The 15317-nt window shown below is 72.4% G+C and carries 17 protein-coding genes; 10 read left to right on the top strand and 7 right to left on the bottom strand.

What is annotated here, in order from left to right; genetic code table 11:
• The gene (locus tag ACLQ2X_RS05340; protein ID WP_425679802.1) at nucleotides 1–354 is read right to left on the bottom strand and encodes a hypothetical protein; all 354 of its coding nucleotides are present in this window, start codon (nucleotides 352–354) and stop codon (nucleotides 1–3) included.
• Between the two features lie 162 nt (nucleotides 355–516).
• Nucleotides 517–957 carry a helix-turn-helix domain-containing protein gene (locus ACLQ2X_RS05335; RefSeq protein WP_425679801.1) on the bottom strand — a complete coding sequence of 147 codons (441 nt, stop codon included), beginning with the start codon at nucleotides 955–957 and terminating at the stop codon, nucleotides 517–519.
• A gap of 264 nt (nucleotides 958–1221) precedes the next feature.
• Between ACLQ2X_RS05335 and ACLQ2X_RS05330 the strand changes: the two genes are divergently transcribed.
• The 7 genes from ACLQ2X_RS05330 to ACLQ2X_RS05300 all read left to right on the top strand — a co-directional run bounded on the left by ACLQ2X_RS05330 (nucleotide 1222) and on the right by ACLQ2X_RS05300 (nucleotide 8163).
• Nucleotides 1222–1563, top strand: coding sequence for a hypothetical protein (locus ACLQ2X_RS05330; protein ID WP_425679800.1), 342 nt, complete (start codon nucleotides 1222–1224; stop codon nucleotides 1561–1563).
• Nucleotides 1564–1600: 37 nt separating this feature from the next.
• Nucleotides 1601–2032 (top strand): hypothetical protein, encoded by a 432-nt coding sequence (locus tag ACLQ2X_RS05325; RefSeq protein ID WP_425679799.1) that lies wholly within the window; start codon nucleotides 1601–1603, stop codon nucleotides 2030–2032.
• 354 nt (nucleotides 2033–2386) lie between these two features.
• Complete coding sequence (locus ACLQ2X_RS05320; protein WP_425679798.1) at nucleotides 2387–3793, top strand: PhoH family protein; 1407 nt, start codon at nucleotides 2387–2389, stop codon at nucleotides 3791–3793.
• Between the two features lie 199 nt (nucleotides 3794–3992).
• A complete protein-coding gene (locus tag ACLQ2X_RS05315; protein WP_425679797.1) occupies nucleotides 3993–4691 on the top strand; it encodes a lytic transglycosylase domain-containing protein in 699 nt (232 codons plus the stop codon).
• A 103-nt stretch (nucleotides 4692–4794) separates the two neighbouring features.
• A complete protein-coding gene (locus ACLQ2X_RS05310; RefSeq protein ID WP_425679796.1) occupies nucleotides 4795–5451 on the top strand; it encodes a rhomboid family intramembrane serine protease in 657 nt (218 codons plus the stop codon).
• A gap of 107 nt (nucleotides 5452–5558) precedes the next feature.
• Entirely contained in the window at nucleotides 5559–6527 is a 969-nt protein-coding gene (locus tag ACLQ2X_RS05305) for an NAD(P)/FAD-dependent oxidoreductase (protein WP_425679795.1), read from the top strand.
• Between the two features lie 58 nt (nucleotides 6528–6585).
• On the top strand, nucleotides 6586–8163 hold the full coding sequence (locus ACLQ2X_RS05300) for a hypothetical protein (RefSeq protein WP_425679794.1): 1578 nt from the start codon (nucleotides 6586–6588) through the stop codon (nucleotides 8161–8163).
• Nucleotides 8164–8199: 36 nt separating this feature from the next.
• Here ACLQ2X_RS05300 and ACLQ2X_RS05295 read toward each other — a convergent pair whose 3' ends face one another.
• Entirely contained in the window at nucleotides 8200–8886 is a 687-nt protein-coding gene (locus ACLQ2X_RS05295) for a TetR/AcrR family transcriptional regulator (protein WP_425679793.1), read from the bottom strand.
• Nucleotides 8887–9027: 141 nt separating this feature from the next.
• Between ACLQ2X_RS05295 and ACLQ2X_RS05290 the strand changes: the two genes are divergently transcribed.
• Nucleotides 9028–9963, top strand: a complete 936-nt coding sequence (locus ACLQ2X_RS05290) for an NAD-dependent epimerase/dehydratase family protein (protein ID WP_425679792.1) — start codon at nucleotides 9028–9030, stop codon at nucleotides 9961–9963.
• Here the strand turns inward: ACLQ2X_RS05290 and ACLQ2X_RS05285 are convergent.
• Together ACLQ2X_RS05285 and glpX are read right to left on the bottom strand one after the other, a co-directional pair.
• Entirely contained in the window at nucleotides 9960–10955 is a 996-nt protein-coding gene (locus ACLQ2X_RS05285; RefSeq protein ID WP_425679791.1) for a DMT family transporter, read from the bottom strand. The two genes, ACLQ2X_RS05290 and ACLQ2X_RS05285, sit on opposite strands and share 4 nt — an antisense overlap.
• The gene (gene glpX, locus ACLQ2X_RS05280) at nucleotides 10952–11983 is read right to left on the bottom strand and encodes a class II fructose-bisphosphatase (RefSeq protein WP_425679790.1); all 1032 of its coding nucleotides are present in this window, start codon (nucleotides 11981–11983) and stop codon (nucleotides 10952–10954) included. Before glpX ends, ACLQ2X_RS05285 begins: the two co-directional genes overlap by 4 nt.
• A 162-nt stretch (nucleotides 11984–12145) precedes the next feature.
• On the opposite strand from glpX, the gene ACLQ2X_RS05275 reads away from it, so the two are divergent.
• Nucleotides 12146–12832, top strand: a complete 687-nt coding sequence (locus tag ACLQ2X_RS05275) for a DUF4245 family protein (RefSeq protein ID WP_425679789.1) — start codon at nucleotides 12146–12148, stop codon at nucleotides 12830–12832.
• A gap of 89 nt (nucleotides 12833–12921) precedes the next feature.
• The gene (locus ACLQ2X_RS05270) at nucleotides 12922–13761 is read left to right on the top strand and encodes a hypothetical protein (RefSeq protein WP_425679788.1); all 840 of its coding nucleotides are present in this window, start codon (nucleotides 12922–12924) and stop codon (nucleotides 13759–13761) included.
• Between the two features lie 137 nt (nucleotides 13762–13898).
• On the opposite strand, the gene ACLQ2X_RS05265 is transcribed toward ACLQ2X_RS05270, so the two are convergent.
• Nucleotides 13899–14111, bottom strand: a complete 213-nt coding sequence (locus ACLQ2X_RS05265; protein ID WP_425679787.1) for an exodeoxyribonuclease VII small subunit — start codon at nucleotides 14109–14111, stop codon at nucleotides 13899–13901.
• Nucleotides 14112–14123: 12 nt separating this feature from the next.
• The coding region (gene xseA, locus ACLQ2X_RS05260; protein ID WP_425679786.1) for an exodeoxyribonuclease VII large subunit at nucleotides 14124–15317 on the bottom strand (1194 nt) is incomplete at its 5' end.

Below are 15317 nucleotides of genomic sequence, written 5' to 3'. Positions count from 1 at the left end.
TCAGCGTTCGGCGGCTCCCCGTCCCCGGCGCCCGAACGGCACCACGGCCGCGTCCTGCCCGTGGCTGAGCAGGTAGCCCTCCACGAAGCCGGTGTTGCGGTCGCCGGTGTGCGCCTCGATCTCGTTGAGCCGCGCCACCAGGAACTCGGTGAGCGCGCTGACCCGGTCGTTGAGCCGATCGTGCAATTCGGCGACGACGGCGAGGATCACCGCGGTGCCGGCGGTGGTGAGCGCGAGCAGGTTGACGACCAGGGGAAGCTGCCCGCCGTCCAGTACGCCGATCACCACGTTGCCGGTCACCCACGATGTCAACGACACCACCGCGACCACGACTGCCAACCATTTCAGGGTCATGGACAGACCCCTCCTTCTGTCCCGCAGGGCTGGGTTCGGCTGTGTCCCGTCCCCCCGCCGACGACGAGCCCCTAGCAGTACAAACGTGGACGCTAGCCGGTCCGATCCGTCCCCGAGGGGAAACAATCCGGTCCGGTCTTCCGTTCTTTCGCCATCTGAGAACTAGCTGGCCTGTTTTCCCTGGTCCCGGGCAACAGCGGGGAGGGTGGGCCGGTATGCGAGGTAACGAATGGTTTCCCGGATGTGGAACTTCTCCGCGTCCGAGACGTTCGGGTCGACCAGCCGGCGCAGGAGGGCCTCCACGTCCGGGTCCATCGGGGGCGGGGCGGGAGCGGTGCCCGGGCCGGCCGCCCGATCCCAGCCGAGTGCGGTGAACGCGGTGGTCGGGTCGAGTCCGAGTCCCTCGCAGAACGCGACCACCCGTTCGGCTTCCGGATCGCTCGCCCAGTCGCCGCGTACCCAGCGGTTGATGGTCTGGCGGGATACGCCGGTGCGGCGGGAGACCTCGGTGCCGCTCCAGGCCCGCAGGGCTCGGGCGTCGTCAAGTGCGCGCCGGACGAAGGTGGCGAAGCCGATCTTCCGTGCGTTGGTCGTCTCGGTCACCCCGTGACGGTACGGCCAGTCGGAGGCGTAGGGCCCTCCCGGCGCGCTGCTGTCACGCCGACGGGACGGTGGGGAGCTGTCATTAACTAACGATCCAGTGCTGCTCAAGAGGGGTGCCACGCAGTCAGAATAGGTCGACGACGGGATGGCCTCAACGAACCGAAAAGCTGATATTGTCACGCCCATGAGACAACTTACGGTGTGTCACGTGCTTGAGACCACGAGTGCTCACATGCGTCACTCCGCGGGTGTCGAGGGGGTCTCGTGACCGAGCTCGCGACCCGCGCCCAGGCCTTCGGGCTGATCGCGGAGGGGGTCTCCGCCGGACTGAGCGCGCCCTGGCGTCTCTACCTCGCCAGGGGCTGTCGATACCTGTCACTCAGCGTCGGTGACCGGGCCGAGTGGGACGCCTGGCGGACCCACCTCGGCTGTCCCGAGCTGAGCGTCCGGGTCTACGACTCCGGCGGCGACATCCGCCGGGCATCCGTGGCCGAGGTGATCGTCGACGAGTGCCGGATCAGCGTGGAACTGATCGAGGAGGTCGGCACCGACGACCTGGAACGGCTGCTGGTGGTCGACCCGCTCCCCGAGGCGGACGACAGGTGAGCCGGGGCGCGTGGCGCCGGGCCCCGGAGGTGGCCGGGTGAGTCCCATCCTCGCCGTGGTCCTCGTCCTCACGCTCGGCTCCACCTGCTACGCCGCCGGCCGGCTGCACGGCCAGCTCAGCTATCGCATCGGCTACCGGTTCGGCTACCGGCAGGGCTATTTCGACGGCGACCGGGGGGCCTGGAACCGCCGCCGGCGCGACGCCCGGGCCGCCATCGCCTCGGCGCTGGCCGGCCCCGACCCGGCCCCGGTCACGTCGGTCGGGCGTCCCGCCGCGCCGTTCGCCGGCACCGCCGCGCCCGCCGCGGTCACCGCCCGGGCCGGCACCGCCGCGACCGCGCGGGTCTCCGCGACCGCCCACCTCGGCGGCGGCGCGCTCGGGCGCGCCGGCACGACGTACACCGGGTCGTCCTTCGCCGCCGACGGCAGCGGACCCCGGGCCGGCACCCTGGTCCGCCGGCAGGGCTGAGGCCGGACGCCGGAACGCGGCGCCGCCGTCCACGACGGACGGGCGCCGTTACAAGCCCCGTCACTGCGGTGGCGGTGGGGCCGGCCGGTCGGGATGCGCGCAGGGGGCATGCATCCCGACCGGCCCTCGGTGGTGTCCGCGGGCACCGGGCGACGCTCCGCGATGATCCAGCTACCCCCTAGCCGAGCGGCCGGGCGGCGATTAGCGTCTAGACATGGCGCGGGGCCTTCCCGGGCCATCCGGACAGCCCGGACCTGCGACCTCGCGCACGGGGCCCGCATCCGACCCCGTGTCCGCCGGGCACCGGAAGAGGCGGAACTCGGGTGGCCGGGTGCCCATCCGCGGAGCAGGCCTGTGACCACTCGCCGTACCCCCGCCGGAGCCGAGCAGACCCCGGCCTCGACCGCCACCACCCGCCGGACCACCCGCAGTCGCCGGAGCGCGACTGTCGAGGCCGAGGAGCCCCGACCATCGGGCCAGGCCTTCGTCCTGGACACCTCGGTCCTGCTGTCCGACCCCGCGGCATTCCACCGGTTCGCCGAGCACGAGGTGGTGCTGCCGCTGGTGGTCATCTCCGAACTGGAGGGCAAGCGGCACCATCCCGAGCTGGGTTGGTTCGCCCGTCAGTCCCTCCGCATGCTCGACGAGCTGCGGGTGCGGCACGGTCGGCTGGACCGGCCGGTGCCCGCCAACGAGCAGGGCGGCACGTTGCGGGTGGAGCTGAACCACACCGACGACGGCGTGCTGCCGCCCGGCTTCCGCAACGAGTCCAACGACGCCCGCATCCTGTCGGTGGCGCTCAACCTGGCCGCCGAGGGGCGTGCGGTGACGCTGGTCAGCAAGGACATGCCGCTGCGGGTGAAGGCGGCCTCGGTGGGCCTGCGGGCGGACGAGTACCGGCACGGCCAGGCCAGCGACCCCACCTGGACCGGAATGGCAGAGATGGACCTGGCCGAGGAGGAGATCGGCAGGCTGTACGCGGGCGAGGCCCTCGACGTCGACGCGGCGGCCGGGCTGCCCTGCCACACCGGCCTGGTGCTGCACTCGTCGCGTGGCTCGGCGTTGGGCCGGGTGCTGCCGGACAAGACGGTTCGTCTGGTGCGCGGCGACCGGGAGGCGTTCGGCGTGCACGGGCGCTCGGCGGAGCAGCGCGTCGCGCTCGACCTGCTGTTGGACGAGTCGATCGGGATCGTGTCGCTCGGCGGTCGGGCCGGCACCGGCAAGTCCGCGCTGGCGCTGTGCGCCGGCCTGGAGGCGGTGATGGAGCGCCGCCGGCACAAGAAGGTCATCGTGTTCCGGCCGCTGTACGCGGTGGGCGGTCAGGAACTCGGCTACCTGCCCGGCTCCGAGTCGGAGAAGATGTCGCCCTGGGCGCAGGCCGTCTTCGACACCCTGGGTTCGGTGGTGCACGAGAACGTGCTGGAGGAGGTCACCTCGCGCGGGTTGCTGGAGGTGCTGCCGCTCACCCACATCCGCGGGCGGAGCCTGCACGACGCGTTCGTCATCGTCGACGAGGCGCAGTCGCTGGAACGGGGGGTGCTGCTCACCGTGCTGTCCCGGATCGGCCAGGGGTCGCGGGTGGTGCTCACGCACGACGTGGCGCAGCGGGACAATCTGCGGGTCGGCCGGCACGACGGGGTGACCGCGGTGATCGAGGCGCTGAAGGGGCATCCGCTCTTCGCGCACGTCACGCTCAGCCGATCGGAGCGTTCTCCGATCGCCGCGATGGTCACCGATCTGCTGGAGGACATCCCCGGCTGACGCTAGTTTTTGCCAGAATTCGTCTGTATTCATAGTGTGGCGCAGATCACTTTTATGCCCTCCGGTTTCCCAGCCGCCTCACTGTGCGCAATGGTGGTCCATCGAGCGCCACCAACCACTGGCGGGCGCTCACGGCACCTGCCGTGGCCGCCCCCGGCCACCCGCGTGCCTGTCCCTGCCCCCGACGAAGGGAAACTTCGTGAGTCGGCTTTGGAGCCGGTTGGGTGCCCGAACGGCCGCTGTCGCGCTGCTTTCCGTGGGCGTCGCCGGCGGCTTCTATCTGGGTGAGGATCGCGAAGCCCAGCAGCAGGGCCTGACCGCACAGGTCGGCCTGGAGGTCGACCGGGCGGAGCACGCGTACCAGCGTGAACTCCAATCCGACCACCGGGTGGACGTGGCCCTTCAGCGGGCCGCCGAATACCAGGCGAAGCAGCGGGCCGCCGCGGCGGCGAAGGAAGCCGCCGAGCGCGCCAAGCGCGCCGAGGCAGCCGCCGCGACCCGGAAGAAGCGGGCCGAGGAGAAGGCGAAGGTCGACGCCGAGGCCGAGGTGAAGAGCAAGCCGTACGAGGGGCCGATCCCGTCCTCCTGCGCCGAGTACAGCGGCAACCGGAAGGTCGGTTGCGCCATCATGCTCGACGAGGGCTTCGGCATCGACCAGTTCCCCTGTCTGGACAAGCTCTGGACCAAGGAGAGTGGCTGGAACGCCAAGGCGGAGAACCGGTCCTCCGGGGCGTACGGCATCCCGCAGGCGCTGCCGGGCAGCAAGATGGGCTCGGTCGCCGACGACTGGCGGACCAACCCGGCCACCCAGATCAAGTGGGGCCTCAACTACATCGAGGGCCGGTACGACAACCCGTGCGGGGCGTGGCAGAAGTCGCAGAGTTCGGGCTGGTACTGACGTCGTGACGACGGCGGGACACCGGGGGAGACCCGGGTGTCCCGCCGTCGCCGTCTGCGGGCCCGACTGGCGGCCCGCCGGATTTGCTGATAGCTCTTGGTAGGTGACCTGGCACGACGGCCCACGCGGCGACCCCCACCGGTTCGGCACCGATGCCTTCTACGCGGCGTTGGGCCGGGCCTTCGTCGCGATGTGCGCGGTCGTGCCGGTGCTGTTCCTCATCGAGGCGCTCGACGTCGGCCTGCGGCTCGGCCTCGACGTCACCGCCGGCATCATTCCGCAGCGGATCCAGGGCTTGGACGGTGTGTTCTTCTCGCCGTTCCTGCACGCCGGCTGGAACCACCTCTACAGCAACAGCATCCCGCTGATCCTGCTCGGCACGTTCGTGCTGGCCGCCGGCACCCGCCGCTTCCTCTGGTCCACCCTGGTGATCATCCTGGTCAGCGGGCTCGGCGTATGGTTCACCGGCTCGCCCAACTCGGTGGTGGTCGGCGCCAGCGGCGTCATCTTCGGCTACCTCGGCATGCTGCTCACCCGGGGTGTGGTCGAGCGCAGCTGGTGGAACTTCGCCGTCGGGCTCCTGGTCGGGTTGCTCTACGGCTGGCAGCTGCTGGGCATCCTCCCGACCGACGAGCGGATCTCCTGGCAGGGGCACCTGTTCGGGCTGCTCGGCGGCGTGGTCGCGGCAATCCTGTTCCGCCGCCGCAATGACAGCGGCGAACCGGACCGCCTCGGCTCACCCGGGTTGACGCTGCCCTGACGCCACGGCGACGCGTCCGCGGGACATGCTTGCCCACGGCCGGTCCGCCCGCCTACCGTTTCCGCATCAGCACGGGTGTGCGCCGGAGCGGAAAGTGACGGTACGCCATGCGCGAGGTCGATGTCGCCGTGATCGGGGCCGGTCCCGCCGGGCTGTTCGCCGCCTACTACGCGGGCTTCCGCGGGCTCTCCGTCGCCGTGGTCGACGCGCTGCCCGAGCCCGGTGGCCAGGTCACCGCGATGTACCCGGAGAAGCTGATCCTCGACGTCGCCGGGTTCCCCGCGATCAAGGGCCGGGAGCTGGTCGCGAATCTCGTCGCCCAGGCCGCGCCGTTCGGTCCCGCATACCTGCTCGGCGTACGCGCGGAGAAGCTGTCCCACCGCGACGGGCGGCCTGTGCTCGGCCTGGCCGGCGGCACCCAGCTCGGCTGCGGCGCGGTGGTGGTGACCGGCGGGCTGGGCAGCTTCACGCCCCGACCGCTGCCCGTCGCGGAGAGCTTCACCGGCGGCGGGATCATCTACTTCGTACCCCAGCCCACCGAACTGACCGACCGGCACGTGCTCATCGTGGGGGGTGGCGACTCGGCGTTCGACTGGGCGGCCACGCTCGCCCCGCTGGCCCGGTCGGTCACCCTGGTGCACCGGCGGGACCGCTTCCGGGCACACGCGGCCACCGTCGAGCGCGTCCGCGGGCTGCCGGTACGCGTCGTGGTCAACGCCGAGGTGAGCCGGCTGTACGGCGAGGAGCACGTCACCGGCGCCGAGCTGACCGTACGCGGCGGTGCGGTCGAGACGCTGCCGGTGGACACCGTGGTGGCCGCGCTCGGCTTCACCGCCGACCTGGGCCCGCTCGCGGAGTGGGGGCTGAGGCTGGACCGGCGGCACATCCTGGTGGACAGCGCGATGGCCACCAACCTGCCCCGGGTCTTCGCGGCCGGCGACATCACCGAATATCCGGGCAAGGTCCGCCTGATCGCCACCGGTTTCGGCGAGGCGGCCACCGCCGTCAACAACGCGGCGGTCGTCATCGACCCGACCGCGCACCTGTTCCCCGGCCACTCGTCCGACGGGACCTGACGCTCGATCCACACCGGGATGTGATCCGGGCGAGATCACGCCTGCCCACGATGGACCGATGACGCCTGCCGAGTCGCGCTCGCCCTCACCCGACGGTGCCCGCGCAGCGCTGGCCTGGTTGGGCCACCCGGTGACCGTGCTGGCGCTCGTCGTACTGGTGGTGAACGACCATGTGCTGAAGGCGGCCCATCCCGGGCTGGTCACCGGCAAGGTGAGCGACGTCGCGGGTCTGGTGTTCGCACCGGCGTTGGTCGCGGTGCTGGTCACCCTTGTTTTTCCCCGGCTGCGCGCCCGGGTCGTGGCGGGTGTCGGCCTGGTTGCGGTGGGGGTCGGTTTCGCCGTGGTCAAGGCCGACGCGCACGTCGCGTCGGTCGCTTCGGAGTTGTGGAGCGTGGTGAGTGGGCCGTCGTTGATCCGGGCCGACCTGACGGACCTGCTCACCCTGCCGGCGCTGGCGCTGGCGGCGTGGACGTGGCGCCGGGCCCGGCGGGACGCGGTGGGCCGCCGGGCGGCCCGGCTGGTCCGGCTGGTCGTGTTGCTGCCGGCGGCCGTGGTCGCCGTGGCGGCCACCAGCCCGGCTGTGTATCCGGACGCGGTGGGCGCCACGGTCTTCGACGGACGGTTCGCCGCGGGAGTCGGGGACCTGCCACCCCCGGACGAGAACAGTATCCCCTGGTACGTCGCGGTCAGCGACGATGCCGGGGTGACGTGGCGCGACCCCACAGCCGCCGAGGAGGTGGCGCTGCGTGAACGCCCGAGAACCACGACCGCGTCGGATCGCCGGGTCTGCTCGCCCGCCGCCCCACAGCGCTGCTACCGCCTGTCGCCGGGGCTGATCCGGGTGGAGGAGAGCGACGACGCGGGTCGGACGTGGCGGCTGTCCTGGGAGGTCACCGAGAGGCAGCGTGAGCTGCTGAAGGCACGACACGAGGAGATCGGGCCGAACGGGGCACGGGTCACCGGTCAGGACCTGGCGGTGCTCGACGTGCCCGGTGGGCGGCACGTGGTCCTGGTGGCCAACGGTCGGGACGGGTTCGCGTTGCGCGACGCCGACGGCAGATGGCAGCGCATCGGTTTTCCGGAGAACTGGCACGCCGTCGAGCCGCCGCCGCTGGGTCGAATCTCACCTGGCGACCGGCACAACGATCCGCTGCTGGCGGTCCTGCTGGTCGTCAACCTGGCCGCCGTGGTCCTCGCGGTGTCCGGCGCCCGGGCCGCGCGGACGACCGGCGGCTCTGTGCTGCCGATGGTGCTGGGCTCGCTCCAGGCCGTTGCGGCACTGCTCCTGTTGATGATCTGGCTCAACGACGGGTCCGTGATGCTGCCGGTGCAGGTCGTGGGCTGGGCCGGGCTGCAACTGGCCAGTCTGGTGCTCGGGTCGAGACCGAGTGCCGCGCGGAGGATGCCCGGCCGCTGGGTCGCGGAGGTGCTGGCGGCCGCCGCGCTCACGTCGGCGCTGGCCGGTGCCGTGCTGACCGGGTGGCTCTATGGCCGCCCTCTGTACGCCGCGACCGCCGTGGTCCTCGCCCTGCTGGGCGCGGTGCCCGGGCTGCTGCTCGGGTGGCGGGCGGCCCGCGTGATCGGGCCGCCGCCGTCACCTCGCGACCCGCCGTACCCGTCGCGGGCCCCGGTGTAGCGACCGTGGCTGCCCGGCCCGCCCGGCCGACCGGCGTCAGGGCAGGCCGATCAGGTCGGCCGTCAGACCGATCTGGTGGTCGAAGTACTCGTCACGGTGTGGCAGCGCCCGGTTGATCCGGCCGAACAGCTCGAAGCTGATCAACCCGAAGAGCTGGGTCCAGCCGGCCATGCCCCGGGCCAGCAGCGCTGGCGGCAGGTCCATGCCGATCAGCTCGACCATGTCGGCCACGTCACCGTGCAGCGGCTCGGGCAGTTCCTCGCCGGGCGGGTCGAGCCGGCCGCCGGCCAGACCGTCGCGCAGGATGCCGATCAGGGTCAACGGTGGGCGCTGGGCGGGCTCGACGGTCTCGTCCGGGGCCGCGTAGCCGGGGACCGGGCTGCCGTAGAGCAGCGCGTACTCGGCGGGGTGGTCCAGCGCCCAGGCGCGGGCGGCCCGGCAGGCGGCCAGCCAGCGGCCGCGCAGGTCGGCCTGGTCGGCGGCCGCGTCGGCCGCCTCCACGGCGTCACCGAGCGCGTCGTACGCCTCCAGGATCAGCGCGGTGAGCAGGTCGTCGCGGCTCGGGAAGTAGCGGTAGATCGCCGAGGAGACCATGCCGAGGTCGCGGGCGACCGCCCGCAGGGACAGGTTGGCGCCGTCGGTGGCCAGGTGCCGGCGGGCAACGGCCTTGATCTCTTCGATCATCCCGGCGCGGACCCGGGCGCGGAGCGAGGGAGCGACCATACCCCCACTGTGCCACGGATGAGAGCGGCAATCAAAATAGAGAGCACTGCTCTTGACGCGCGGCACCCGCCTGAGTCATGCTCTGTTCCGAGAGCGGTGCTCTCGATTCGAACAGCTGCTTCAGCGAAGGTGGACCCTGTCATGGCCCTGCACGTGATCGTCGGCGCCGGCCCCGTCGGCACCGCCACCGCCCGCCTCCTCGCCGAGCGCGGCGACCAGGTACGGGTGGTCACCAGGAGCGGCACCGGCCCGGAGCACCCCGCGGTCGAGCGGGTGGCCGCCGACGCCGGCGACGCCGACCGGCTCACCGCCCTGACCGAGGGCGCGGTCGCGCTGTACAACTGCGCCAACCCCGCGTACCACAAATGGGCGACCGACTGGCCGCCGCTCGCCGGCGCCCTGCTCACCGCCGCCGAGCGCAGCGGCGCGGTGCTCGCCACCGTCGGCAACCTCTACGGGTACGGCCCGGTCGACGCCCCGATGACCGAGGCGAACCCGCTCGTCGCCACCGGCGTCAAGGGGCGGGTCCGCAACCGGATGTGGGCCGACGCACTCGCCGCCCACCATGCCGGCCGGGCCCGGGTCATCGAGGTACGCGGCTCCGACTACATCGGGCTGGGTGGCGCCTCGCTGCCCATGATGGTGCTGCCCAAGGTGCTCGCCGGGCAGCGGGTGTTCCTGCCGGTCGACTGGGACGCGCCGCACACCTGGACCTACGTGCCCGACGTCGCCCGTACCCTGGTGGCCGCCGCCAGCGAGGCGCGGGCCTGGGGTCGGCCGTGGCACGTGCCCAGCGCCCCCGCGGTGTCCATGCGGACGCTTGCCGACGGGGTGGCCGCGCGGGCCGGCACGCCGGCACCACGGCTGACCCGGATGCCCTACCCGGTGCTCTGGCTCGGCGGGCTGGCCGACCCGTTCGCCCGGGAGCTGCGGGAGACCGCCCACCAGTTCGGCGGACCGTTCGTGCTGGACTCCACCGCCGCCACCGCCCTGTTCGGAATCGAGGCGACGCCGCTGGACCGGGTGCTCGACGACATGGTCGTGGGCCTGCGCAACCCCACCCCGGTCGCTGGTTAGGACGGGATCCCGCCCGGTCGGCGGGTGGGAGTGGACGCGGCGACGAGAACGGCCACCAGGGTCAGTGCCGCACCGAGCAGCGTGTCCAGCCCGGGGTGCGAGGCGGCGGTCGGCAGCACCAGGTCCAGCAGCACCGCGCCCACGACCTGCCCGGCGATCGTGGCCAGGCCGAGCAGCAGCACGCCGGTGAACCGGACCAGGGCGGCGGCCAGCGCGATGAACACGATGCCGAGCGGGCCACCGAGATAGAGCCACGGCTCGTCCGGGAACGCGCCGGCCGGCCGGCCCCGCACCGCCAGGTCCACCGCGAGGGCGACCAGCAGCGCCGCCGTACCGACGGTGAAGTTGACGAGTGTGGCGGTCATGGCGCTGCCCGCCGCCGCGCGGACCCGGCCGTTCACCGCCTGCTGCCAGGCGATGCCCACCCCGGCGGCCAGCGGCAGCAGGGCCAGGGCCAGCGTGCCCGGGTCGCCGAGCCGGTCGCCCACCGCCAGCAGCACGGCCAGCACGGTGAGCACGGCGCCGACCAGCCGGTTCGGGGTGACCGGCTGTGGACCGGTCGGGCCGATGCCGGCCCGGTCGACGAGCAGGCTGCTGCCGGACTGCCCGGCCACCACCGCGACGGTGAAGACGGCCACGCCGAGCGTGCCGATCGTCAACCCCTGGGTCGCCACCAGGAGCGCGCCGCACGCCCCACCCAGGCACTGCCACGGCCGTAACGTGCCGGCGCGCAGCGCACCCCGCAGGGCGGCCAGTCCCCGCCGGCCACCGGCGGTGGCGGGGACCAGCACCAGCAGGATCAGCAGACCCACGCCGAACGAGACCACCGCGGCGGCGATCCCGTCGGCCAGCCGCACACCCAACTCGCCGTTGATCCGGGACTGGACGGCGACCATGACACCCGAGGCGGTGGCCAGCCCGACACCGGCGATCCGTCGCCCGGTCGACAGCACAGGCGGTGTCGGTGGTGCCGCCGTCCCGGTCGTGCTCACTCCTGCTCGGCCAGCGGGCGCCCGTCGAAGTCGATCGCCGAGTAGAGGGCGAGCTTCTCCAACCGGTGGTACGAGTCGATCACCCGGATCGTGCCGCTCTTGGAGCGCATCACGATCGACTGGGTGTACGCGCCGCCGGACCGGTAGCGCACGCCGCGCAGGAGGTCGCCCGAGGTGACGCCGGTGGCCACGAAGAAGCAGTTGTCGCCGGTGACCAGGTCGTCGGTGAACAGCACCCGGTCCAGGTCGTGCCCGGCGGCCAGCGCCTTCTCCCGCTCCTGCTCGTCCTTCGGCCACAGCTTCGCCTGCATCATGCCGCCCATGCACTTGAGCGCGCAGGCCGCGGTGATGCCCTCCGGGGTGCCACCGATGCCCATCAGCACGTCCACGTCCGACTCGCCGCGGGCCGCCGCGATGGCACCGGCGATGTCCCCGTCGGAGATGAACCGGATCCCGGCCCCGGCCCGCCGGATCTGCCTGACCAGATCCTCGTGGCGCGACCGGTCGAGCACGCAGACCGTCACCTCGGCGGTGTCGGTGCCCTTGACCTTGGCGATCCGACGGATGTTCTCGGCCACCCCGGCGTTGATGTCGACCACGTCGGCGTACATCGGGCCGACGGCCAGCTTCTCCATGTAGAAGACCGCGCTGGGGTCGAACATCGCGCCACGCTCGGCCACCGCGAGCACGGCGAGCGCGTTGGGCATGCCCTTGCTCATCAGCGTGGTGCCGTCGATCGGGTCGACCGCGACGTCCACCTCGGGGCCGGTCCCGTCGCCGACCTCCTCGCCGTTGAAGAGCATCGGGGCGTTGTCCTTCTCGCCCTCGCCGATCACCACGACGCCGCGCATCGGAATCGAGTTGATCAGCTTTCGCATGGCGTCGACGGCCGCGCCGTCGCCGCCTTCCTTGTCGCCCCGACCGACCCAACGGCCGGCGGCCATCGCCGCGGCCTCGGTCACCCGGACCAGATCGAGGGCGAGGTTGCGGTCGAGATCCTGGGGCGTCCGCGTCCTGGTGGTTGTCATGGCGGCCTCCTCCTCGCGACATTGCGGGGTGGACCGGCGGGAGTTGCGGCCGTCGGCCGCCGCCGGTTTTGTCGCTGATCCTCACACGATCTCAGGTTCGCCGTCCCGGCGGGGCGTAGGAGGCCAGGATCACGTCCCACGGTGGGCTGCGACAATGGCCGGGTGGAGCCCGCACAGCCTGCCGACCGCGTACCGACCGACGCCACCCCGCCGCAGGGGCAGCCGCCGGTGCGACCGGACACCGACCCGGCCCCGCCGCCCGGGGAACCCGCGCTGGTCGACCCGGAGCCGGTCGACCCGGAGCCGACCGACGCCCCGCCGCCCGCACACCCGGGCAAGGCCCGCTCCGAGCGGTCGCCGAAGGACATGCTGCTGTCCCTGCTGATCCTGCTGGTCCCCATCGCGCTGCTGCTCGCCTTCTACCGCGGATTCCTCGGCGGCGACTCGCCGGCCACCGTCGACCCGGCGCCCGCGCTGGAGCAGGCGCGCGCGGCCAACGCCTTCCCGGTCAGCGCGCCGACCGGGCTGGGCTCCGACTGGCACACGATCAACGCCCGTTTCCGGACCGGCTCGGACGGCTCGACGCTGCGGATCGGGTACGTGACTCCGGAGGGGCGGGGCGCACAACTCGTGGAGAGCAACGTCGCGGCGGAGAAACTGCTGCCGGTGGAGCTGCCCGAGGGGCAGCCGCAGGGAGCGGCCGACCTGCCCGACGGGCTGAGCTGGCAGCGCTACACCGCTCGGGGCAACGAGCAGGCGCTGGTCCTGCTGGAGCCGAACCGCACCGTGATCGTCGTCGGGGACGCCGGGGAGGCGGAGCTGCGCCGGCTCGCCACGTCGCTGCGCTGACCGCCCAACGGATGATCGGGGATTGCGGAACGCCGCTTCCGGGAACAGAAGGGACATCGAGCCCGGACGACCCACCTGGAGAGGTTGACGTGAAGATACGACGCTTCAGCGCCACCGCGTTCGCCGCGGCGCTGCTCATTCCCGGCCTGGCGGCCTGCAACAGCAGCGGGACCACTTCCGACGCCTCCGCGACCCCGAGCGCCTCCGGCAGCGTCGCACCGAGCGCCACGGCGTCCAGCAGCGCGGCCAAGCAGGCCCTGCTGGACTCCACGAACGCGATCCGCGAGGGGAACTTCAAGTTCTCCATGACGGGCGCGGGGTCCACCGCGGAGGGCCAGGTGCACGAGCCCAGCCAGAGCGCCGACATGCGGATGACGATCGGCGACCCGTCCTCGGACCTGATGATGAGGCTGGACGTCGTCCACGCCAAGCCGGACAGCTGGGTCAAGCTGGAGCTGGGCGGCACGGCGGCGACCCAGATCCCCGGCGTGAAGAACCTCAACACCGGCAAGTACCACCACCTCGACCAGAACCGGATCAAGGGCAACCGGACGCTGGGCTTTGACTTCGAGAAGCTCGACCCGGCCGGCAGCGCCGTGCTCACCCAGGGCATCACCGAGGTGCGGCAGACCGGCGAGGGCGCGTACGAGGGCACGGTCGACGTGTCGAAGGCCGCCGAGGCCAACTCCCTGGACCCGGCCGTGATCACCGCGCTCGGCGCGCAGGCCCAGACGGTGCCGTTCACCGCCAAGCTCGACGCGCAGCGCCGGCTCAGCGAGATGGTGCTCAAGATCCCGGCCGCCGGCCAGAACGCCGCGCAGGACCTGAAGATCACCTACACCGACTACGGCAACGCCGCCCCGGCGCAGAAACCCCCGGCGGCCCAGGTCGTCGAGGCCCCCGCCGAGCTGTACGGCCTGTTCAACTGACCTGAGTCCGGAACTGACCGACGACAAACCCCGCGCGACACCTACGGTTTCGGCGATGTACCTCAGAGGCGTCATGACGCCTCTGAGGTACATCGCTTTCTACCGTGGTTTCCGCCGAACGGTTCCGGCGGCAAGCCTCACTCCTCGGTGCGCTGCCGCGCGGCGTCGATGCGGGCGCGCGCGCCGTCCAGCCAGCGCTGGCACACCGCGGCGAGTTGCTCGCCACGCTCCCAAAGGGCCAACGACTCCTCCAGCGAGGTCCCGCCCGCCTCCAGCCGCTCCACCACCGAGGCCAGCTCCGCGCGGGCCTGCTCGTAGCTGAGCTGCTCGTCCTTGGTCGTCCCGGTCATCGGTCCCCTTCCTCAGCCGTCGACGGTGGCGGTCAACTCGCCCTCGGCGAGGCGTACCCGCAGTGGATCACCCTTGGCTGCCTCGGACGCGGCGCGGACGACGTGGCCGTCGGCGCGTTGCACGATCGCGTAGCCGCGCTCCAGGGTGGCCGCCGGGGACAGGGCACGCAGCCGGGCCAGCGTGTGCCGCAGGTCGTCGGTGGCGCCGCGCAGCCGGTGCTCCAGGCACCGGCCGGCACGGTCCCGCAGCGCGCTCACCTCGACCGCCCGCTGCTCGACCATCACCTGCGGCCGGGCCAGCACCGGACGGGAGCGCAGCAGGTCGACCCGGTGCTGCTCCCGGTCGACGAGGTGATGCACGGCCCGCTCCAGCCTCGACCGGGCCTGGCCGATCAGGCGCATCTCCTCGGTCAGGTCCGGCACGATCCGTTTCGCCGCGTCGGTGGGGGTGGAGGCGCGCACGTCCGCCACGTAGTCGAGCAGCGGCGTGTCGGTCTCGTGGCCGATCGCGCTGACCACCGGCGTACGGCAGGCGAAGACCGCCCGGCACAGTGCCTCGTCGGAGAACGGCAGCAGATCCTCGATGCCGCCGCCGCCCCGGGCGATGACGATCACCTCGACCGTCGGGTCGGCGTCGAGCACCTTGAGCGCGCCGACGATGTCCGGCACCGCGCTCGGCCCCTGCACCGCCACGTTGACCGTGCGGAAGTCGACCGCCGGCCAGCGGCGGCGGGTATTCGTCAACACGTCCCGCTCGGCCGCGGAGGCGCGTCCGGTGATCAACCCGATCCGACCCGGCAGGAACGGCAGCCGCCGCTTGCGGGCCCGGTCGAACAGGCCTTCGGCGGCGAGCAGCTTCTTGAGCTTCTCCAGCCGGGCCAGCAGCTCACCGAGGCCGACCTGACGGATCTCGTCGGCGCGCAGGCTCAGGGTGCCCCGCGCGGCGTAGAACTCGGGCTTGGCGTGCAGCACCACCCGGGCGCCCTCGCGCAGCTCCGGCGCGCCCGCGTCGAGCACGTCCCGGTTGGTGGTGACGGTCAGGCTCAGATCGGCCGACGGGTCGCGCAACGTGAGGAAGACGGTGCCGGCCCCGGGGCGGCGGCTGATCTGCGCCACCTGGCCGTCGACCCACACCCAGCCGAGCCGGGCGATCCAGGCGCCCACCTTCTGGCTGACCACCCGGACCGGCCACGGCTCCTCGGACGT

Origin of the sequence: Micromonospora sp. DT31, from assembly GCF_049841795.1 — a bacterium.
GTDB lineage: Bacteria > Actinomycetota > Actinomycetes > Mycobacteriales > Micromonosporaceae > Micromonospora.
This window is presented reverse-complemented; position numbering and strand designations above follow the sequence as displayed.